Origin of the sequence: Microbacterium sp. CGR2 (assembly GCF_003626735.1) — a bacterium.
GTDB lineage: Bacteria > Actinomycetota > Actinomycetes > Actinomycetales > Microbacteriaceae > Microbacterium.
On record NZ_RBHX01000001.1, the window covers coordinates 3,132,234 to 3,153,509 of the forward strand.

Annotated in this window: 21 protein-coding genes; 13 read left to right on the plus strand and 8 right to left on the minus strand. The window is 65.1% G+C overall.

What is annotated here, in order from left to right; genetic code table 11:
- Positions 1-98 precede the first annotated feature (98 nt).
- The 4 genes from D7252_RS15765 (at position 99) to rpsT (ending at position 3,380) form a co-directional block, all read left to right on the plus strand.
- A complete protein-coding gene (locus D7252_RS15765) occupies positions 99-1,808 on the plus strand; it encodes an ABC transporter family substrate-binding protein (protein WP_120776249.1) in 1,710 nt (569 codons plus the stop codon).
- 160 nt (positions 1,809-1,968) lie between these two features.
- A complete protein-coding gene (locus tag D7252_RS15770; RefSeq protein WP_120776250.1) occupies positions 1,969-2,151 on the plus strand; it encodes a hypothetical protein in 183 nt (60 codons plus the stop codon).
- An 83-nt stretch (positions 2,152-2,234) separates the two neighbouring features.
- On the plus strand, positions 2,235-2,963 hold the full coding sequence (locus tag D7252_RS15775; RefSeq protein WP_120776251.1) for an alpha/beta fold hydrolase: 729 nt from the start codon (positions 2,235-2,237) through the stop codon (positions 2,961-2,963).
- A gap of 156 nt (positions 2,964-3,119) precedes the next feature.
- Positions 3,120-3,380 carry a 30S ribosomal protein S20 gene (rpsT, locus tag D7252_RS15780; RefSeq protein ID WP_120776252.1) on the plus strand — a complete coding sequence of 87 codons (261 nt, stop codon included), beginning with the start codon at positions 3,120-3,122 and terminating at the stop codon, positions 3,378-3,380.
- Positions 3,381-3,490: 110 nt separating this feature from the next.
- Here the strand turns inward: rpsT and holA are convergent, their stop codons facing one another.
- The 3 genes from holA to D7252_RS15795 form a co-directional block, all read right to left on the minus strand.
- Positions 3,491-4,531, minus strand: coding sequence for a DNA polymerase III subunit delta (holA, locus tag D7252_RS15785; RefSeq protein WP_120776253.1), 1,041 nt, complete (start codon positions 4,529-4,531; stop codon positions 3,491-3,493).
- Between the two features lie 91 nt (positions 4,532-4,622).
- Positions 4,623-6,929, minus strand: coding sequence for a ComEC/Rec2 family competence protein (locus tag D7252_RS15790; protein ID WP_259461115.1), 2,307 nt, complete (start codon positions 6,927-6,929; stop codon positions 4,623-4,625).
- A 437-nt stretch (positions 6,930-7,366) separates the two neighbouring features.
- Positions 7,367-7,702: a nuclear transport factor 2 family protein gene (locus tag D7252_RS15795; RefSeq protein WP_183055320.1), complete on the minus strand. Its 336-nt coding sequence runs from the start codon at positions 7,700-7,702 to the stop codon at positions 7,367-7,369.
- 251 nt (positions 7,703-7,953) lie between these two features.
- On the opposite strand from D7252_RS15795, the gene D7252_RS15800 reads away from it, so the two are divergent.
- From D7252_RS15800 to D7252_RS15815, 4 genes are all read left to right on the plus strand, one after another.
- Entirely contained in the window at positions 7,954-8,430 is a 477-nt protein-coding gene (locus D7252_RS15800; protein WP_120776256.1) for an adenylyltransferase/cytidyltransferase family protein, read from the plus strand.
- 39 nt (positions 8,431-8,469) lie between these two features.
- Positions 8,470-8,895: a hypothetical protein gene (locus D7252_RS15805; protein WP_120776257.1), complete on the plus strand. Its 426-nt coding sequence runs from the start codon at positions 8,470-8,472 to the stop codon at positions 8,893-8,895.
- Positions 8,896-9,015: 120 nt separating this feature from the next.
- Complete coding sequence (locus D7252_RS15810; RefSeq protein WP_120776258.1) at positions 9,016-10,089, plus strand: hypothetical protein; 1,074 nt, start codon at positions 9,016-9,018, stop codon at positions 10,087-10,089.
- Between the two features lie 81 nt (positions 10,090-10,170).
- Complete coding sequence (locus D7252_RS15815) at positions 10,171-10,716, plus strand: hypothetical protein (protein ID WP_120776259.1); 546 nt, start codon at positions 10,171-10,173, stop codon at positions 10,714-10,716.
- A gap of 162 nt (positions 10,717-10,878) precedes the next feature.
- On the opposite strand, the gene D7252_RS20445 is transcribed toward D7252_RS15815, so the two are convergent.
- Positions 10,879-11,007 (minus strand): hypothetical protein, encoded by a 129-nt coding sequence (locus D7252_RS20445; protein WP_259461116.1) that lies wholly within the window; start codon positions 11,005-11,007, stop codon positions 10,879-10,881.
- Between the two features lie 593 nt (positions 11,008-11,600).
- Between D7252_RS20445 and D7252_RS15820 the strand changes: the two genes are divergently transcribed.
- The gene (locus D7252_RS15820; RefSeq protein WP_120776260.1) at positions 11,601-12,890 is read left to right on the plus strand and encodes a hemolysin family protein; all 1,290 of its coding nucleotides are present in this window, start codon (positions 11,601-11,603) and stop codon (positions 12,888-12,890) included.
- A 9-nt stretch (positions 12,891-12,899) separates the two neighbouring features.
- On the opposite strand, the gene D7252_RS15825 is transcribed toward D7252_RS15820, so the two are convergent.
- Positions 12,900-13,625 (minus strand): MerR family transcriptional regulator, encoded by a 726-nt coding sequence (locus D7252_RS15825; RefSeq protein ID WP_120776261.1) that lies wholly within the window; start codon positions 13,623-13,625, stop codon positions 12,900-12,902.
- A gap of 64 nt (positions 13,626-13,689) precedes the next feature.
- On the minus strand, positions 13,690-15,288 hold the full coding sequence (locus D7252_RS15830) for an alpha/beta hydrolase (RefSeq protein ID WP_120776262.1): 1,599 nt from the start codon (positions 15,286-15,288) through the stop codon (positions 13,690-13,692).
- Between the two features lie 147 nt (positions 15,289-15,435).
- Between D7252_RS15830 and D7252_RS15835 the strand changes: the two genes are divergently transcribed.
- Positions 15,436-16,122 (plus strand): DUF1345 domain-containing protein, encoded by a 687-nt coding sequence (locus D7252_RS15835; protein WP_120776263.1) that lies wholly within the window; start codon positions 15,436-15,438, stop codon positions 16,120-16,122.
- A 195-nt stretch (positions 16,123-16,317) separates the two neighbouring features.
- Complete coding sequence (locus tag D7252_RS15840; protein WP_120777017.1) at positions 16,318-17,418, plus strand: serine hydrolase; 1,101 nt, start codon at positions 16,318-16,320, stop codon at positions 17,416-17,418.
- A gap of 365 nt (positions 17,419-17,783) precedes the next feature.
- Here the strand turns inward: D7252_RS15840 and D7252_RS15845 are convergent, their stop codons facing one another.
- Complete coding sequence (locus D7252_RS15845) at positions 17,784-18,287, minus strand: DapH/DapD/GlmU-related protein (RefSeq protein ID WP_120776264.1); 504 nt, start codon at positions 18,285-18,287, stop codon at positions 17,784-17,786.
- 121 nt (positions 18,288-18,408) lie between these two features.
- Between D7252_RS15845 and D7252_RS15850 the strand changes: the two genes are divergently transcribed.
- Positions 18,409-19,359, plus strand: coding sequence for a LysR family transcriptional regulator (locus tag D7252_RS15850; RefSeq protein ID WP_120776265.1), 951 nt, complete (start codon positions 18,409-18,411; stop codon positions 19,357-19,359).
- 90 nt (positions 19,360-19,449) lie between these two features.
- Here the strand turns inward: D7252_RS15850 and D7252_RS15855 are convergent, their stop codons facing one another.
- The gene (locus tag D7252_RS15855) at positions 19,450-19,788 is read right to left on the minus strand and encodes an SdpI family protein (RefSeq protein ID WP_120776266.1); all 339 of its coding nucleotides are present in this window, start codon (positions 19,786-19,788) and stop codon (positions 19,450-19,452) included.
- A gap of 310 nt (positions 19,789-20,098) precedes the next feature.
- On the opposite strand from D7252_RS15855, the gene D7252_RS15860 reads away from it, so the two are divergent.
- Positions 20,099-21,154 carry a LacI family DNA-binding transcriptional regulator gene (locus D7252_RS15860; RefSeq protein WP_120776267.1) on the plus strand — a complete coding sequence of 352 codons (1,056 nt, stop codon included), beginning with the start codon at positions 20,099-20,101 and terminating at the stop codon, positions 21,152-21,154.
- The last annotated feature ends 122 nt before the right edge of the window (positions 21,155-21,276 follow it).

Genomic DNA, 21,276 nt, shown 5'->3' on the forward strand with positions numbered 1-21,276 from the left:
GATAACGGTTAGGCGATATTCACTCGACCACGGGTCATTTCGGTTCAAAGCGAACTAGCCTCCCCTGTATCAATACGCCGAAAGGCGAAAGGAGCACCATGAAAGTCACCAGGAAACTGGCGAGCATCATCGCCGTCAGCGGGGCTGTCGCACTCGTACTCAGCGGCTGCGCGGCGGGCAACGGAAACACCGGAACAGATGGCGGCGAGACGTCGCAGGAGACCAAGGCGACAGACCACAACCCGCAGTCGCGCGAGAACCTGAAGGAGGGGGGCGAAGTCCGCTTCGCCATCAACGAGATCACTCCGCAGATGAACATCGGGAACAGCGACGCGTCCGCTGACACGGTGCGTCTTGCGGCCTGGTACACGCCGCAGGTTCTCCTCATCGACCCAGACGGCACGGTCAAGCCGAATCCGGCGTACCTCGACTCGTGGGAGATCGAGACAAAGGACGGGAAGACGGTCATCACGGGCAAGGTGAACGACAAGGCCACCTGGAACGACGGCACCGTGATCGACTGGACCGCCTTCGAGACGACCTGGAAGGCCTACAACGGCACCGACGAGGCGTACAAGGTCAACTCGACGGATAACTACAAGGACATCGAGTCCGTCGAGAAGGGCGAGACCGACAAGGACGTCGTCATCACGTTCAAGAAGGAGTTCGCCTGGCCTGAGGCGGTCTTCTCGACCCTGCTCCACCCCGCGGTGAACACAGCAGAGATCTTCAATACCGGCTTCCTCGAGAGCCCGCACCCGGAGTGGGGCGCTGGTCCGTACAAGCTCACCGACTATGACGTGAAGGGTCAGACGGCGACTTTCGAACCGAACGAGATGTGGTGGGGCGACGCCCCGTTGCTCGACGAGGTCACGTTCAGGGGGCTCGACGAGACTGCAGCCATCAACGCCTTCAAGAACGACGAGATCGACATGGTCGAGACGCCGAACAAGGACTTCCTCGCTCAGGTCGCGGGCATGGAGGACGTCGTGACCTACCGCGCGCAGCGTACGTCCAAGACGGTTCTCATCGTGGACTCCGACAAGCCGCAGTTCGAGGACATCGCCGTTCGTGAGGCGTTCTTCCTCGGGACCGACATCGACCAGCTCAAGCAGGTCATCTGGAACGGTCTGGACTACGAGGAGGAACCGGCCGGTTCGTTGAACATGTACGACTTCCAGGAGGGTTACTCGGATTCGTACGCCGAAGCGGGCTTGGAGCACGATGCCGAGAAGGCCAAGGAGCTTCTTGACGAGGCCGGATGGGCTGAAGGAGAGGACGGGATCCGGGAGAAGGATGGAACCAAGCTCTCTGTCGTCTTCCCGACCCACAACGACAGCCCGACGACGCTCGCGATGCTTCAGGCGCTGCAGCAGCAGCAGAAGGAGATCGGGTTCGATGTGAAGATCGAGCAGCGCGCGTCTGCGGACTTCTCCACCGACTTCACGACGAAGAACTGGGATGCGTTCATGCTGCAGTTCACCGATGGTGACCCGTTCGGACCGGCATACTTCTGCCAGCTCTACTGCTCTGACAGCAGTCTGAACCTGTCCGGTACCAGCACCGAGGAGATCGACGCCCAGATCAAGGACGAGGTCGAGTCGCAGACGACGGCCGAGGCCTGGACCGAGGCATCGATGAAGCTCGAGCCGGAGATCATCAAGGAGACGTGGGGAGTCATCCCGCTCTACAACGGCCCCTGGATCGTCACCGCCAAGGAAGGTCTCGCCAACCTCACCCCTGAACCCTACGTGGGTCTGGACGGCTTCGGCGTGACCCCGGTGGAGAACGTCGGCTGGGAGAAGTAATACCCTGACACTCCGTGTCGAGGCGGGGCCGGTGGTTCATCCACCGGCCCCGCCTTCCTTATACGACTACTCGAGCTTGGCTCGCTGTGACTCGGTTGTTCACGCGACTGCGTTCGCGTTATTCTGTCGCCGAAAAGGCACACCAACGGAGGGTGAACTCATGAAGAAGAGAGCAGTGATCCGCAACGGCTTCGTCGGACTGGGGATGGCAACGATGCTCGTCCTTGGACCTGCGCTCTCTGCCGGCGCCGTCATCAAGATCATGCCGCCGTCTGAAGGCGACGCCCCGCACGGAACTTACACCTGCTACATCAAGGGACAACGAACGGTGTGCTTGCGGTGAGTGTGAGCCGTCGCGAATCAGCCGAATGATCGAAGCGGGGCCGGTGGTTCATCCACCGGCCCCGCCTTCCTTATGCTGAACGCGTGAGCGTTCAGATAGTCTTCGTGCACGGCATCCGTACCTCCGCGACGATGTGGCGCTCCCAGCTCGCTTATCTCGACGCGCGGGGTCAGGCGTACACCGCCGTCGACCTCCCCGGCCACGGCTCGCGAATGGACGAGGACTTCTCGATCCATGAGGCGTTGCACACCATCGACGTCGCCGTGCGGGCCGCCGCCGAGAAAGGCCCCGTGTTGCTCGTCGGCCATTCCATGGGCGGCCTGCTCTCTCTCGCCTACACGGGCGGAGCACAGACGCCACCCGTCGCCGGGCTGGTTGCCGCAGCCTGCACGTCGCTCCCCCGTGGCGCCGGGCTCACCGCGTATCGTCTCCTGTTCCGCGCCGTCGACTCCCTGCCCGACCGAGGCATGTGGATCACCCGTCGGATGCTGGCGGCCACCATTCCCGAGGAGACGCGATCGGATTTCGCGGCCGGTGGCTACGCGCTCGACAAGCAGGACAGCGCTTTACGGGCCCTGACGGCGCTGGACATCGCCACCGCGGTCGAGCGGATCGACGTCCCGCTGTGGTTCGTCAACGGACAGTACGACCAGCTCCGGGCCAATGAGAACCTCTTCCGGCGCCTCGCTCCGCAGGCCGAGCTGATCGTCGTCCCTCGGACGACTCATCTGGTGACGGCGATGCGGCCGAGGGTCTTCAATGCGGTGCTTCAGCTCGCGATCGCGACGCTGGACGAGTCGTCGCAGATGTGACATCAGCGGGTTCTGGGCGTCGTTCGCGAGATCATCCCCGCTGCTGGTAGACTCGACTCTTGGCTTGCGTGTGGGTTCTTCCCTCACGACCGCTGTGCAGCAGCCCTCTTCTGTTGCCGGCATTCCTAAACACTCCTGTACAGAAAGCGTCCACACGTGGCAAACATCAAGTCGCAGATCAAGCGCAACAAGACCAACATCAAGGCGAACGAGCGCAACAAGGCCGTGAAGAGCGAGCTCAAGACGCTCATCCGCCAGACCAAGACGGCTGTCACCGCTGGCGACAAGACAGCGGCTGAGGCAAACCTGAAGAAGGCGACCGTCAAGCTCGACAAGGCCGTCAGCAAGGGCGTTCTGCACAAGAACCAGGCGTCGAACCGCAAGTCGGCCATCGCCAAGCAGGTCGCTTCTCTCTGAACCTCGGCTTCTGCTCATCGAGCACCAGCTTCTGAAAAAGCCCGCCTCCTCGGAGGCGGGCTTTTTCGATGCTCCGCGCGAGTATCCTTGGCAGGTCTTTCCGACGGCGATTACGCCGCGCCGAAGGGCTGCCGGGTCGCGATGACGGTGACCATGCGCTCCAGCGCGAAGATCGGGTCGCGGGCAGCGCCCTTGACCTCGGCGTCAGCCCGGGCGGTCGCCTGAATCGCCATGCCTAGGGAGCGCTCGTTCCAGCCCGCGAGATCGCGGCGGGCACGGTCGACCTGCCAGTCCTTCATGCCGAGTCGCTGAGCAAGCTGCCGACTCGGCTCACGATTGCCCGCCACACGCGCCATCGTTCGCAGTTTCATCGCGAACGCCGCCACCATCGGCACCGGATCGGCACCGGACGACAGCGCGTGCCGCAACGCGATCAACGCTTCGCCGTAGCGGCCGGCGATAGCGGTGTCGGCGACGACGAACGCCGACACCTCGACCCGTCCTCCGTAGTACTTCGTGACCACGTCTTCGGAGATGTCGCCCTCGACATCACCGATCAGCTGCTGGCATGCCGCGGCGAGCTCGGTGAGATCGTCTGCGAAGGCGGAGACGAGCGCCCTCAGCGCCGGCGGTGCGATGCGCTTCTTCGCCGAGCGGAACTCTCCTGCGGCGAAATCGACCCGGTCGCTGTCGCGCTTGATCGCGGGGCACGCGATCTCGATGCCGCCGCCGGTACCAGCCCGGAGCGCATCGAGGAGCTTCTTTCCGCGGACGCTGGCGCCGGTGTGCCGCAGCACGACCGTCGCCCCCTCCTGCGGGTGCTCCAGGTACGAAACCGCCTCCTGGATGAATGCGTCGGTGCACTTCTCCACGCCCGACACTCGCACCAGGCGAGGTTCGCCGAACAGCGAGGGTGAGCTGAGCGACAGCAGGGTGCCCGGCGCATAGTCGTCAGCGCGTACGTCGCTGACCTCGAGCGCGGGATCTTCGGTGCGAAGGTAGTCGCGGACTCCGGCGATCGCGCGCTCAGCGCAGATCTCTTCGGGACCGGAAACCAGTACGAGTGGCGCAGGACGCGGATCGCGCCACGACACCTGCGGAATCTTCGCCGGCTTCGCGCCGCCACGGGGTGAGGGACGCGAAGCTGCCATGGACCCAGCCTACCGGGGGCCTCCGACGCCGGTTCCGTCGCCGACGCCCGTCTCGTCACCGACGCCGGCCCCGTCACCGACGCTCGGCTCGTCACCGACGCTCGGTCCACACCTGCAATGCACCATCGGTCTCGCCGATCAGAACGCGCCCCTGCTGATCGGTGCGGAGGATATGCGCGCCGGTCGAGGTGAGAAGGTCGAGCGTCTCGTCGCGGGGATGTCCGTATTCGTTGTCCACTCCGACGCTCACGAGGGCCGCGGCTGCGTGGATTGCCTCGTAGAGACCGGAATCCTGGTCGACACTGCCATGGTGCGCGACTTTGACGACCGAGTACGGACGAAGGCGCGCCTCTCGCAGCAGCATCCGCTGTGGCGCCGCTGACAGGTCGCCGAGGAACAACGAGCGGGGCACCCCGCCTCCTTCGACAGACACCACCACACTCGCGTCATTGCCGACCGGGAAGGCGGCGGAGTTCCTGATGGGCCAGAACACCCGCCAGGCGGCTGAGCCGAGCGTTCCGTGCAGGCCGGCGGAGGCCTCGGTGAGCGCCGCCCCGTTCTCTGAGAGATCGTCGAGCAGCCTCGCGGCGGAGTCGCCCTCGACAGGACCGTGAAGTACTTTCTCGACCTTCCCGTAGACCGCCGAAGTTCCGCCGACGTGGTCGAGGTCGAAGTGCGACAGCACCAAGAGATCGATGCGTCCGATGCCCAACGACTGCAGGCATTCCGCCAGCGGCTTCGGGTCCGGGCCGGTGTCAAACAGTGCCACGACACCTGCGGAACGCACCAGCACTGCGTCGCCCTGTCCGACATCGCACGCGGCGACCGCCCATCCGTCGGGTGCTGTCGCCGCCGCCAACGGACCCGAGAAGATCACCCGTGCGGCACCCAGCGAGAGCACCACGATGACGATCGCCGTGGCGCTCCCCTGTGCCAGCCTCACCCATCGACGAGATATCGAGAGTGATTCCACTTTGGGCCGCAGCAGGAGAGTCGCGACAGCCGCACTCACCACCAGCACCAGCAGGGCACTGCCTATCCCCGCCGGAAGCACGAGCTCTGCGGCCGGGAGGCCTGCGGTCGTCGTGGCGGTCGTCGCGATCCACGCGGCCGGAAGCCATGCCGAGGCCGCGAACAGATCTGCCAGCGGTGGCAGGGGCGCCGCAAGGCACCCGAGGAGTCCCAGCACGGTCGCGATCGGAGCCGCGGGCGCAGCGAGCAGATTCGCCGCTACTCCCACCAGCGACTGCTGCTCGGCGAACAGCGCGATGATCGGCCCACAGGCGAGTTGCGCCGCCAGCGGGACGGCGATAGCGAGAGCCAGCGGACCGGGCATCATTCGGCTCAGACCGCGGGCGAGCGGCGGCGCGAGCAGGATGAGTGCACCGGATGCCGCCACAGACAGCGCGAAGCCGGGGGTGGCGGCGAGCCACGGATCGACGAGCAGGATCGCCACCGCGCACAGCGCGAGAAGTCCCGCTCCGGCGCTGGGACGCCCGAGCAAGACGGTCACCATCGCCACGCCCGCCATCACACCGGCACGGATGACGCTCGGCTCCGGTGTGACGAGCACGACGAAGCCCGCCAGCGCGGTCGCGGCGAGCAGCACCCGCAGCTTCCGTCCTCCTCCGCAGAGGGCGGTCAGCCAGAACACGGCTCCGACCACGATGGCGCAGTTCGCGCCGCTGACGGCGGTGAGGTGGCTGAGGCCGCTGGTGCGCATGTCGTCGTTCAGGTCCGGTGTGACCGCGCGGGTGTCGCCGACCGCGAGGCCGGGGAGGAGACCGGCGCCCGGCTCGGGGAGACGCAGGGAGCGGTCGATGAACGCCTGCCGTGCGTCCGCGGCGATGCCGAACACGCCGCGCGCGGGACGCAGGATCTCGGCATCGGTAGCAAAGACGACCAGTGCAGTCCGCTCCCCCGGCTCCGTCGCGGCACCTTCGCCCGTCACGCTGACCGTCGCCCCGAGATCGAATCCATCAGCCGGGTCAATGCCAATACGCACGGGTGCCGAAGCCGCACCGACCACCCCCGGCGGTCCGATGCCCCCGAGTTGCACCTCCATCCACAGTCTCCCGTCCCGACCCACCGAAGACGACGACGTGACCGTCCCGGTCGCCTCGACCACACGACCATCCCACGAGGCTGCACTCTCCCTCGCCGGCAACGCGGACATCACGGTGACCGACACGGCCGCGGCGACCGCAAACGTCACCAGTACCAACCCGAGAAGCGACGCCGATCGCTGTCGACGACGCAGCATGACCCCACACACGACGACCGCGGTGACCGCACCGATGAGTGCACACCATCCGGTCGCAGCAGGCACGAGCACGCACACCAGTGCGACTGACCACGCTCCCCCGGCGACGGGGAGAAGCCGCAGATCCCGTCTCACACCCACACACCGTCACGAACGCCGAGATCTCGCCGTCGGGCAAGCCCGACGCCGTCTGCACTCGCCGTTGTCCGCATCAGGACACTGTAAAGTCCGGGCCACCGCACCATCCGACACAGACCGTCGGACGTGGACAACACGACAACATGCGCGCGAAGTGCAGGAGCGAAGGACCCGCCCCGCGGCCACATTTGATCGCAGCCGTGGGCCTCGCGGGGGCGGCGTTTTCGCGCCCGAAACGCGCTGGGCCATCACCCACTGTGGTTCCACCACACAACGACCTTAGAGCGGTCTTCGATCCACCCAAGTACACGGGTCACAAAGGAGTTCGCAATGGGGCACAGGACAACCCCGGCGGAGCATCTGCAGTACTTGTCGAATCATGTTCTCTCTCATGAGGACGTCGCAGGCCGGCAGGTGTCCATATGGAGATACTTCTACGCATCGCGGGAGCCGAATGGAAACTCCCACTCCGTCACGAGCAATCCGTCTCGCACGTCGAAGACCTCGACCGAAACTCTGCCCACGTCATCAACCAGCTCACACATCGTGCGCCCGTGCCCGGTCTCTCGAAAGCGCTCGACTCGGAAGCGGGCCGCGGGGCGCCCCTCGTATGCAGCCTGCAGACGCGAGACATAGTCGTCACGACCCCGAATCACCGTCGTCGCCCCAGAGACGAGAAACCACGTCACAGCCGGATCGAGCAACGCGGTTAGCGTCTCCCAGTCGCGGTCGTTCTCCGCAGCGAAAAGTCGATGCAGCACCTGATCCATAGGTACAGTCTCCAGGCATCCTCCGGCATGCGGTACCCAGCAGGTGAAGCGCAGGTGCTCGGATCTCATCGGCTGAGCGGTGCCCTCAGGCCAACCTGTTGCCCGGCGTAGCGCTCTTCTTCGTTGCCCTGGGGTGGATCACGATGGTGCTCGCGAAGGCGCTTCAGCTGCGCCCACGGCGGTTCTCCGCTCGAAAGCCGTACGAACGCGATCAGTAGAGTGAATCGGGAACCGATGCAGAGGGAGACACCATGCCTGATGAGCCCGCGATCCAACGGCGAGATTACAACCCTGGACCGCGTGTGGGAATCACCTTCTCCACGTTCGACCTGCTGCATGCGGGGCACATCATGATGCTTGCCGAGGCGAAGCGACAGTGCGACTACCTCATCGTCGGGCTTCAGATGGACCCGACACTGGATCGGCCCGAGAAGAACGCGCCGACGCAGACTGTGGTCGAGCGGTACATCCAACTGCGCGGATGCCAGTACGTCGACGAGATCGTGCCCTACTCCACGGAACAGGATCTCGAAGACATCCTCCGCTCGTTCAAGCTCGATGTGCGAATCGTCGGCGACGAGTATCAGGACCGCGACTTCACCGGGCGCGCGTACTGCGAGGAGCGCGGGATCGAGCTGTACTTCAATGGCCGGGACCACCGCTTCTCCAGCTCAGGTCTTCGAAGGATCGTGGCCGAGAAGGAAGCCGAACGGGTTGCGAACGCCTGACCCCCAGACCTCACAGGTGCGTGTGTGAACACTAGTCAAATGACGAAAGCGACCCGGGCAGCCCAGACGACATGGCTCATAACCCTGAGCCTGATCAGCCAACTAGCCGTCTGGGTCGCTTTCGTGTCTCAGTACGGCGATTCGCGCGAGATGGATGGCAAATGCTTCGGCAACATGCCGGCCACCACCGACGAGAGTTCCCAGATCGTGGCTGACGTCACATTCATGCCGATTGGGCGAGCGTGCGTCTATGAAGAAACGACCGGTGGCAGCATCACCTTCCAGACAGGTCACGATGTCACTATCGCGGCGATCATCGGCACGGCAGTGTGTCTCACCGCCACCATCGCTGCATGGTCACGGTGGAAGCGCCTCACCCCGATGCAGCGCCTGTTGCCCGGCGTAGCGCTGTTCTTCCTCGCCCTCGGGTGGATCACGATCTGGCTTCACGCCGCAGCACGCTGAGCTAAGGCCTGCAATGAATACTTGCCGCATTACGAACCGGCGAACCGAATGGAGCTTTCTGGCACTCCTGCCCGGAAGCTCCTCCGTGCACTCCAACTATTCCGTGGTCGGCGGGATCGAATGACCAGCCCCGCACCGCAGCCGCTTGTCGAGTTGTTCGTGGAGGGGGTCGATCTCAAGCTGATCGATGTCACGCTCGCCCCGCCGTCGGTCCCGCCGACTCTTGCGTGGTGCTGGGCCCACCTCGAACTGTCCGTTCCCCATCCGTCACAGGTGCAGTTGGTGGTGACCGGGAGTTTCCCCGGTTCGGTGGCCCGCTGGGCTCCCGAAGAGGAGGCGCCGGAAATTCACGCGGTCGAGCATGGTGCGGGGCTCTCAGCCGGGAAGACACTTCGGCTGCCCGACGGCCGAGCCGTTGTGCTCCTCCACGCGCACTACTTTCGCAACGATCTCGATCGGGACCAGACCGAGGTCAACGAACTGATCGCCAAACGCGTGCTGGTGCACGAGGCACAACACGTCGTCATGCATCAGAACCAACAGGTCTACCAGCCCGACGCGACCGCGAGCTTCCGCGATCTCAATCTCGTGGGTGGTGCCGCGGCGATCATCGAGGAGTATCGCGCAGAAGTCAGCGTCGGCGTCGAATTCCGTCGGGGCGAGCCGCTGTGGAAGCCGGCCGCGATCGTCACTGACCTTCAGGCCAACCTCGACGTCGCCGTTGCCACATATCAAGGCCATCGCTCTGTCGGCCGCCTGGTTTTCGAGGTGACCAGTTCTGTGCTGGTCGCGTGGCGTGGACTCGCGTACGCCGCCGCTCGCGAAGCAGCGGTATCCGAGGGCGGGCTCGTAGGCGAGGCCGGCACGAACCCTCTGGGATCGCGTGTGTTGGATGAGTGCTGGCGCGACTTCAACGCCATGCTTGGCCGCGTCGAACCCGCCGATGTCGCCATGTCGAGACAGGCCCTCGAAGCGGTCTCCGCTGCGTTCGCCGACATCATCGGGAACTCGATGGCCGATCTCGGCTTCCTCTGGCATGACGACATGTTCGTGGTCGAGCCATGGTTCGTCGAATCTCCGACGTACGCCACGGTCCTCTCAACCGCTGCACGCGCCGACGCCTTGACGACGGTGCAGCGGTTGCGAGCGCGATGGGCGCGTCGCCCCGCGCTGGGAGGAGTCATCCCTCGCTGAGAATCTCGGGCTCGAAACGGTGCGGGCTGTGGGGAGCCGTCCCCATCGCCGCCTCCCCTGACCACCAATAGTGTTGAAGGCATGGCTTACCCCAGCGTCTACTTCTCTGCGACCAACAGCGAGGCCGAGTTTCTCGCCGCCTATGAACCGTCGCTGGCGACGTGGGCGGGCGAGGACGGAACGACGCTACTCATGCGGGCTCTGCGCAACGACGATCCCGCCAGCCGGGTCGCGATCGCTACGCGGCTGCTCGACGACGGCGCTGATGCCGGCGCCGCGACCGAGAGCGGGGCGAACGCGTTGCACGTGTTGCTGAGCGCAACGGCCCACGATTTCACCGCCGAAACACCTCTCCTCGCCCGCCTGCTCGATGAAGGCGCTGATATCAACGCTGACAGCGGCAGTCGGTGGGGTACACCGCTGCAGACGCTCAGCCGCACGTTCAAGTTCTCCGACGAGAAGCTCGCTCCGTTCTACGACGTCCTGTTCGCTCGCCCCGACCTCGATGTGACCACCCCGAGCAGGAGGGGAAGCAGCGTCACCGAAAGCGCCCAGGCAGCAATCCGCCGCCGCGCTGATCTCCTTGCGCGCTGCCAAGCACACACGAACCAGCACGGATCGCACTGACGTCGATCCGAGACGCCCGCGAACGACTACTCGGCTTCGGCTGGTTGCAGCCATCGCGCTGGGCAGCATCCCTCTCCGTCGCGGCGAAACCGTTAGACCCGCGTGTCGACTTTCATCGAAGTTTGACGACCCCGGCGTTGGTTGGGACGAAGCCGCACGTGGTCATCGCGGGCTCACCCACCCCAGGCTGTGACGGCCGAGCTGGGCATCCCAGTCCGCGTCCTGAATGTCGTGTTCGAAGCCCTCAGCACCGATGAGGACGTAGAAGTACTGAATCGTGAGCCGCGGCATGCCCCGGGCTCTCGCCCGTCGAGCTCAGAGCCCCAGCCGTATACGCGTTACCTGCCACTCAGCCGCCGTGCGAGCGCGGACTTGGTCGGCAAGAACCTTTGAGAGTGGTTTCCCAGGGAGTTCCTTCCTTGACCACTTATGCTCCGAAGTCCAAGGGGAGTACTCCGGCACGGTCGGCTCGTCATTACGGATGCACCGCATCCCGGGCCACCGGTCTCCGATATGGAGATGGGGAAGACCTTGGTTGTGGTCGGTCACGCCAGGTTTGGAGCCCCGTTGCATCTCTCCCCGCTCTCAGGGGTCACGATGGCAGCTTCGTGCGCACGTTCTGCGCGCCCATCCATCGGCCGCGCGTGCCGCCGACCGACGATCGACACGTCACCCCCCGCCGCTTGCGACGGCGATGCCTCGTTCTGACTCCGCCGCCTCTCTTCACCTCCAACCCGCACCCAAAAGGAAACTCTCGTGAGATCAGTACCTCGATCGGGCTCGTCGCCCGACTCGGACAGTCCCGGCGCCCGGAAGACCCCGGGCACCGCCCCCGCCCCCGCCCCCGCCCCCGCCCCCGCCCTGAGAGTGGAGGCTGATCGCTGATGAGCGACGTCCTCTGGAACATCGCCCTCGTCGTGATATTCGTCCTCGTCGGAGGTGTGTTCGCGGCCACCGAAATGGCCCTCGTCACACTCCGCGAGAGCCAGATCAACATGATCGCCGCACGCGGCAAGCGTGGGGCGAAGGTCGCAAGCCTCGCCCGCAATCCCAACACTTTCCTCTCCGCCGTTCAGATCGGTGTGACCGTCGCGGGTTTTGCATCGGCCGCCTACGGCGCCACCTCGCTCGCTCCTTCCGTCGCGCCGCTCTTCGAGCTTTGGGGAGCATCCGCGCCCCTATCGCTGACCCTTGCCACGGTCCTTCTCACGCTGATCATCGCCTACCTGTCTCTCGTTCTCGGAGAGCTTGCGCCCAAGCGCCTCGCGATTCAGCGCAACGCACAGTTCGCCTACGCCGTCGCACCGGTGCTCGACGGCTTCGCGACCATTATGCGCCCCGTGATCTGGCTGCTGTCCGTTTCCACCAACGCGCTCGTGCGACTCCTCGGTGGCGACCCGCATAAGGCCGCCGATGAACTCAGCGAGGAGGAGTTCCGCGACATCGTCGCCTCCCACCAGGGGCTGCCCGACGATGAGCGTCGCATCCTCGACGACGTCCTCTCGCTCCGTGGTCGGCAGATCAGCGAGGTCATGCGGCCGCGACCCGAGGTCGTCGCTCTCGACGAGACCGGAACGGTCGCCGACGCGGTCGGACAGGTCCGCGAACTGCCGTTCTCCCGCTATCCGGTCTCGGAGAACTCCATCGACGACATCACCGGATTCGTCCACGTCCGCGATCTCTTCGAAGCCATGGCTGAAGAACCTGGCCGCCCGTTGGACGCGCTCGTCCGACCGATCAGCTACTTCCCATCGACTGCCGGCGTGTTGCCGACTCTCACGCGCATGCGTGCCGAAGGCCACCAGATTGCCGTCGTCGTGGATGAGTACGGGGGCACCGACGGGATCGTAACGCTCGAGGACCTCGTCGAGGAAGTCGTCGGCGAAATATTCGACGAGTATGACATCGCTGCAGACGCAGCCGTGGACGGCGGGATCCTCGACGGCCGACTCAACCTGCAGGACTTCGAAGAGGCCACTGGGCTGACGTTGGAACGCGGGTCCTCGGACACGATAGCGGGCTACGTCACGGAACGGCTCGGACGACTCGCGGGCATCGGCGACACCATCGACGTGCCGGGCGCAGCGATTCAGGTCGCGTCATTGGATCGCCGTCGCATCGCAAGCATCCGGGTCACGACCCGCCCAACCACGGACAGCCCGCCCGAGGATTGAGCGTGCTGCTCAGGTCGCGGCCAGTTCGTGGGCCAGGATGATGGCGCGACGCAGGACGTCGAGCTGGGCTGGGTCGTACAGGTCCGTGAGGGATTCCGCTAACGCCGTGTCGGCCGTTTCGGAGCTGTGGGGTTGTCGTTCCTCCCCCGCCTTCAACCAGGGATAGTCCCGGAGATGCTGCGTCAGTGTCGGCGCGATGCGCTCGGCAAGTCGCTGCCGCTCGTCGTCAGGAGCATCGGGGGCCAGTTTGGTGAAGTCGCGTTCGATGTCGGGAGGTTCGCTCTCGATCATGCGCGCGATGTCGTCGAGGGCGGACTGGTCGAGCAGCTGCGAATAGATGGTGACGACCGACCTGTCCGCGTCGCTGAGTCTGTGTGCGACACCGCTGAAGCCCACGGGGACGTCGGGTGAAGAGCGGTGTTCGAGCATGACGGCGACATCCATACGGGCGCGCTGAAGCCGCTCGATCCCCGCGGCGAGTTCGGCATCTATGACACGCAGCGCGATGGCGTCGGCGTCTCCGCTCGCACCGATGCTGTCCACGTCCGCGAGCGGGACACCGAGCTCGCTCAGCCGTCGGATCCGAATCACCCGCGCGAGGTCCTTGGCCTGGTACTGCTTGTAGCCGTTGCTTCGCCGCTCCGGCTCGTCGAGGATGCCGACCCGGTGATAGTGACGAATCGTGTTGATCGACGTACCCGCCAACTCGGCGAGTTCCCGCGTACTCCATCCCATGCGACCCCTCTTCTCTGTTATCTCACGCGACGAGGAACGCTCGTCACCGGCTCGTTCCTGAGCGTCACTGCACACATGTCGCGCCTTCTTCCGGCACCTCGAGATCTATCAGGTAGGCGGATGCGATCTCGTCGACACACGCATTCGTCCCCTGGGCGACGATCGTGTGCCCCTCCCCCTCAACAGTGAGCAGCGCGCTTCCGAGCGACTCGGCGAGACTGATGCCGCCTGCGTGCGGGGTGGTGGGGTCACCGGTGATAGAGACCACGAGCGTGTCCGGGAGGCCGACGACATTCTGGGCATACGGGGTCCCGAGCGTGGGCTCTGCGGGCCAGTGCTCGCAACTGTCGCGGGCACCCGCTGTCACGTCTGCGCCGGGGTCCATGAACGGCGCTTGCTCGTAGGTCGCGGTGCGCAGCTCGGCGACCTGCTCAGGACTGAGGCGATCCTCGTCCATACAGTTGATGGCGTAATTGGCCTCAGTCGAATTGGGCCACTGCCCACTCTCGGTGCGTGCGCTGAACGAGTAGATCAGTTGCATGAGTGTGTCCCCGCGCCCCTGGGCGACCTCGCGTATGCCGGCGATGACAGCGGGCCACGCGGCGGGGTTGTACAGGCCCGCGATGGTGCCGCCCACCGCGTCATCGAACGTCAGCTCGGTCTTCAGCGCCGGGACGGGGCGCGTCCTCAGCGGTTGCATGATCTCTTGGAACCGCGCTGTCGCTTCGGCCGGATCCGTGCCGAGCGGGCAGTCCTCCTGCTGCGCACAGAATGCCGCCATCTGGTCGAAGGCTCGTTGGAAGCCCGCGTACGCGTTCACCTTGCCGTCGAACGCTCCCTCCAGTGGGTCCTTGCCTCCGTCGAGAAGCAGGGCGCGCACATTATCCGGGAACATCTCCGCGTAGACGGCGCCGAGGCGCGTGCCGTAGCTCTGGCCGAAGTACGTCAGCTTCTCCTCGCCCAGGACGGCGCGCAGCACGTCCAGGTCGCGGGCGGTGTCGCGGGTACCGACTTGCGTGAGTATCTCTTCGCCGCCGGAAAGCTCGGCGCACTTGTCCACGATCGCCCGCGTGTCTTCCTCGGTGAACGACACCGTCGTTCCTTGAGCACCCAGCGGAACGGTCCCTGCGTCAGCCTCCTCATCGCTGTAGCAGTCGATCGCGGGAATGGTGGATCCGACGCCTCGAGGGTCGAAGCCCACGACATCGAAAGATTCGGTGATCGGGCTTTCGACAAGTCCGGCCGCCGCGATGATCGCTCCCGTCACTCCGGATCCTCCGGGGCCGCCGGGATTGATCACCAGCGGTCCGAGCGACTCACCGCGAGCAGGCACGCGCAGTATGGCGACAGAACCTCTGTCTCCACTCGGCTCGTCGTAGTCGAGCGGGATTTCCATGCGAGCGCACTCGACACCGGGCACGAGCGCGAACAGCTCCTCATCCGCGTTGGTCTGCGCGTGATCCGGCCCGCACTCACCCCAATCGAGCTGCTGCTCGTAGAACGGCCGAAGATCTGCCTCGGGCGATCCGGACGGAACCGTCTCCACCGGAGTCGGCGAACAGGCCGCCAACGGGACGCCGACCACGACCGCCCCAAGCGCTGCGACGACGGGGAGCCATCTCCTCGGAACTAAGCCGCTCTTTCGGTGTCCTACGTCGTCCATGCCGGTCCTCTCGTGCTGCGATCACTGGAATCACCAGAACACACTATGGACATGGAACAGGGTCAAGGCAGCGATCCGAATGCGCACGATGTCGGTCGGAAGATCGTCCCCGGACTATCCCGGAACCCACCTCAGTAGAGTCGGAGCGTGTCGAAAGTGAAGAGGTTCCTGTACAGAGACGCGATCCGTCACGCCGCAGCATCCGCCGCGGCCGCGATCGTGACCGCTGCCATCATCTTCCTCGGCCTGGCCACAGGTGCGCTCGACGATGAACCCGCCCTGACGTCGTTGTTCGTCACGCTGTTCTTCGGTTTGTACGGTCCGATATTCCTCCTGCTCAGTTGGCTGGTCTTCCGCGACCTCGAGGGCGCTCAGTTGCGTTCGCATCTGACGCGCACGGTGGAGCACAGCAGGCTTCTTCGTTGGCTGCTCCTCTCCAGCCCGGCGTCGTGGGCGAGCACAGTCCTCATGATCGGAGTCATCTCCGTTGTCCTTCTGACCACCGGAGACGGCAACAACAGCCTCTGGATCATTCCGATCTGCATCGTCGGGGTGGCCGGGAGCTGGGTTCTGATGGTCGGTGTGATGGCGGTGGAGTACATGCGCAGCTGGGCGAACGTGGACTCTATGACGTTCCCGGGCGCCGAAGAACGCGTCTTCGCCGACTTCATCTACCTCTCCGTACAGCTGTCCACCACCTTCTCCTCCTCCGATGTCGCACTGACGCGCCGCAGCATCCGAGGCCTTGCGAGCTTGCACTCGGTCCTCGCCTTCGCGTACTCCACTGCGATCATCGCCGTCTTCGCGTCCTTGCTCATCACCCTCACTGCGTGACAAATACTGCGGCATTCGATCAGCGCTGCCGAGCGTTCACAGTTGAATACTTCGCGATGAGCTCGCGATTTCCGCTGCACGCTTTGGCGCAGCCGCTCGGGTGCGTTAGGTGCCCCAGCTCGGCCGTGCGAAAGCGCCCAAGCGGATGTACACGCAGGCATGGACAAACGGGTGAGCGAAGGGTTGACTCTGGGCATGACGGCACCTCTCCTCCGGATCCTCGAAGACCACGTCTCACGGGGAACCGCCCCGGGAATCATCGGTGTCAGCGGTTCCCGCGAAGGAGACCTCGAGATCGTGGCCGCAGGGGATCTGTCGGTCGACGCGATCGTGCGCATCCAGTCGATGACCAAGCCGGTGCTCGCGGCCGCGACCCTGCGGTTGGTCGAGCAGGGTCGCCTCGGCCTGGATGATCCGGTCGAGCGTTGGCTGCCTGAACTGGCGGATCGCCAAGTGCTGCGGACGCCCGACGCGAACCTCGACGAGACGCACGCCGCACGAAACCTGATCACGGTACGGAACCTGCTCACCAACACATCGGGCTACGGCATGATGACCGCGCCATGCCCGCTGCAGGAGGCGATGGTCGCGAACCGAACGGAGGCAGGTCCGGAGCCCGTCGCACTCGGCGCCGATGGATGGCTCGCGGCGCTCTCGGAGTTGCCGCTCGCGTTCGACCCGGGGACCGGATGGCGCTACCACCACTCGTTCGGAATTCTCGGGATCCTCCTCTCGCGCCTTGTCGGTGGGCCTCTGCAGGATCACTTGCGTGAGGACCTGTTTCTGCCGCTGGGCATGCGAGACACCGGATACTCCGTGCCGGTCGATCAGGCCCATCGGCTCCCGGCCGCCTATCGCCACGGAGAGGGCGGGGAACTTATGGAGGTCGAACCGGCCGCCGGCGGCTTCTCGGTTGCCCCGCCTCCGTTTGACGTCAGCCATTCCGAACTCGTATCCACGGCTGCCGACTATGCGGCGTTCGCGGGGATGCTGGCGAACGGGGGGCGACATCGCGGTGAGGTCGTGCTCGGGCCGGCCATTCTTGCGCAGTTGCGCTCGGATCAGGTGCCGGCCGCAGCGAAGACCGCAGACAGCTTCTTTCCGGGCTTTTGGGACGGGACTGGCTGGGGGTGCGGCGTAGCCATACACACGGCAGGCGAGTATGCCGGGCGATACGGCTGGTCCGGCGGCCTGGGGACCGACTTCTTCGTCGACCCCGACGGGAGCTTCCAGATCATCCTGACCCAGGTGCAGATGGGATCCGAGATCATGAGGCTGTTCGACGACGCCCGGTGACACGTGGCCGGATTCCTTGCCGCGTGCGGGAGGAATGTGTTCGAGCCGAAGGAACGGCGACGTCCCCTCGGGAGCTATTGGGCAATTCCCACATTCCCTGCCGCACTGAGCTGGGATAGGCTCCGCGACGTGCTGGAATCCACACGCCGAGCAACCTCGGACAGTCCAGTCCACCTGAGACATGGGGCTATCCGCCATGGGAGGACGAATTGATCCAGGGAGTGAGCGCGACCGTTCCATTCGGCGCGAACCTACTTCTGCACCCGGCTCGGTAGACGATGGTTACCAGCAGGTCGCCCCCCGCTCGAGCGTGAGTGGCGCGTTCCGGTTAGTCACCGCAGCAGACCAATGGACATGCTCGCGCATCACTCGAGGATCTTGATCACCGTCGCTGGCACCCCGCCGACGATCGTGCGCGCGGCTACATCATGGGTGACGACTGCTCCAGCCGCGACCACAGCATCGTCGCCGATCGTGACGCCCTGCATGATGAGCGCTGAGGCTCCGATCCAGACGTTCTTGCCGATCCGGATCGGAGCGGATGTGATCTCCGAGCGTCGGCGGGCGGGATCGACGGGATGCCCCGAGGTGAGGAGGCTCACACCCGGGCCGAGCATCACGTCGTCTCCGATCTCGATCCCGCCGATGTCGTTGAGGCGGCATCCCTGATTGATGAAGACGTTCTTACCAATCCGAATGTTCACACCGTGATCGGTATAGACGGGCGGGATGAGGTTGAAGGACTCGTCGACCGGCTGCCCAATGAGGTCGCCCCACGTCGCTCGAACCTCGTCCTGTCGGTCGTAAGTCAGCGCATTGAGCTGCTCCGCCATCCGAATCGCCCGCTGAACTCGCGCAGCAAATTCCATGGATCTCTCCTCTTTCACAACACTCGGTGTACCTGCTGAAGCCAATCAGCCGGACGCCGACGCGACAAACAACCGGTGAACGTCGTGTCGCACAGCCGTTGGTTGTGTCTAGGGTTGAGGCGTGGATCTTGAGGCAGTGCGCACCTTCGTCGCGGTCGCCGACGCCGAGCAGTTCCAGGCAGCGGCTGACGACCTGGGACTCACTCAGCAGGCGGTCTCGAAGAGGGTCGCGAAACTCGAACGCGAACTAGGCGTACGCCTGTTCGATCGCACCACACGACGCGCGCGACTGAGCATCGACGGACAGGTCTTCCTCCCGCACGCGCGCGACCTCCTCAAGGCAGCCTCCCGTGCAGAGGGATCCGTGCACAAAACGAACCGCGCGTTCCGCATCGACGTCCTGAACACCAGGACGGCACCGGCGACGGAACTGCGTGCGTTTCACCGCTTGCAGCCCGAGGTCGCACTTGATGTCGTCACGCTCCCCGACGCCGACACAGCGGCGGCGATCGCTGCGGTACTCGACGGCACGGTAGACGCGACGTTCCGAGCCCTCACAGACTCCACGGTCCGCATCCCCTCATCAATCCGGACTGAGCGAGCAATCGATGATCCCCACCAGCTTCTCGTCGGACCACGACACCCGCTCGCCAACCACACCACGCTCACACTCGGGGAACTCCGGACGTATCGCATCTGGATGCCCGGCATGCGCGCAAACACCGAATGGGCCGGCTACTACGCAGATCTCGGCGACGAGTTCGGCCTGCAGATCGACACCATGGGGCCGATCTTCGGCGTCGACTCGCTGCTCGATGAACTTGCCGAGTCGGATCACCTCTCAACGCTCGTCGGCGAAGGGTCGCGTTACCTCTGGCCCGAGTCGTACGATCTGCGGAGGATACCTATCGTCGATCCCACGCCGGTCTACCCGCACTCGATCATCTGGCGAGCCGACAACCAGCATCCGGCTCTCGTAGCCTTCCTCGACTACATGCGCGAACGACACCGGCCACTAGCTTCAGGCTCGACATGGGCGCCGTCGGGGAGCCGCAGGACAGGTTCGACGTGAATTACCTCATGGCCAGCACGACCGAGAGTCCGAAACCCTGACCCGAAACCTCTCTCCTCACGAAGCCCGCGTTCGTCGACGTGCGCGCCGCTACGCAGACGCAACTGCGGCGCCGGCGCGGTTCGCCACTACGAGCGCACCCACCGACGTCGCGAAAAACACAACCGCAACGGCAACCCCTCCGATGATCGAGTTGAGACCTTCGGCGGCGAAAGTGACGATCGCAGTGACCACGCTCGCGACGAAGCCAAGCCAGACGGTCAGGGATGCTGACCGATGAGCGGCGACCCACGCAGCATCGCTCTTCATCGTCGCGATCGTGCGTATCCCGGCAACTCGATTGCGATGGAGTAGCCCCTGAGCGGCGAGCTGAACCGTAACCGCGATGACAAGGAGCAGAGCGGGAAAGACCGCTGCGACAACATCCATAGCGACAGCCTACGAGGGTGCCACATCCGGACGAACCGTCCGGTTCACGAGCTGGGAAAATGCCCGCTCGCGTGCATCGCGGGGTTGATCGCACCTTAGCCTGACGCCCGATGCAACCAGCTTCGGCTCCCGCGACGCTGAAAGCCATGCCTCCTCCGATGTTGTCGCGCCGCCAGCTCATCCCCCTTGTCTCTGCGGATGAGTGCTCTCCGGCTGGAGATTGGTCATTGCCGTCAGACGCCGTCTGATCAAGAGGAGCTACCGCTGAGCACTGTAGCCTGATCTCCGCGACGTTGAAGGGAGTCGGCCGATGGCGCAGAAGAGCACGGTGTACGACGTCGCGCAACTCGCCGGGGTCTCGATCGCGACTGTGTCCTTCGCGTTCACGAAGCCCGACAAGGTGAAGCCCGATACCATCGCGGCGGTCATGGCCGCTGCCGACGAGCTGGGGTACGTCCCGAGTGCAAGTGCGCGGGGGCTCGCGAAGGGGCGCACCGGAGCCATCGGTCTCTACGCCTTCGACTACCTGCTGGACGAGCCGGAGGACCCGAGCCGATCGACAGTGGCCCCACTGCCGTCCGCCCGCGTTTTCCCACTGTATTCGGATGAGGTGCAGCGGGGTGTTCAGTTGGGCTGCCGCGACGCGGGCTTCGCCCTCATGATCGGCGGCAACCGCACGCCGGAGCATCTCCCGCACGTCATCGAGGTGGCCGGTCGCGTCGACGGCCTCATCGCATTCGCCGGCGCCCTCTCGCTCACGCATCTGAAGCAGGCGGCGGCGCGTGTCCCGATCGTCGAGCTCGGCGGCGAGGTGCGAGCGAAGGGGGCACACACGGTCCTCGTGGACAACGGCGGCGGGATGGCCGAGCTCACCACGCATCTTCTCGACGTGCACGGGTTCACCCGGTTCGCGTATATCGGTGAGCAGGGCACGCCGGAGTTCCGCGCGCGATGGAACGCCTTCGAGGCCGCTCTCCGCGGCGCCGGAGTGCCGGTGCCCGAGGTCCTGCGCGGACACCCCGGCGACGACGCCTCGACGATCGAATCCGTCCGGGCGCTTCTCACGACAGGCGCCCTCCCGGACGTGATCGTGTGCGATACCGATCAGTCGGCCCTCGTGGCGATCGACGAACTGCGACGCGCGGGACTCGACGTGCCGCGAGACGTCGCGGTCGCCGGCTTCGACGGCATCCTCGCCGGTCGCCTCATCACCCCGACGCTGACGACCGTGCGTCAGCCGATGGAGGAGGTGGGGCGCATGGCGGTGCGCATTCTCACGGCTGCGATTGCCGGCGATCCACTTCCAGAGCAGTCGCGACCGCTCCCGTCGACCCTCGTGGTCGGCGGCAGCTGCGGTTGCGGCTGACGTTCATTCCCTGACGCGCGGTCGCTGAGTCCGCTATCAGCATCCGCCCTTGTGCTCACAAAATCTATGCGCTTAGATATGGAGCACCGAAGATGCGACGAGGCATGCGGGCACGACGTGCC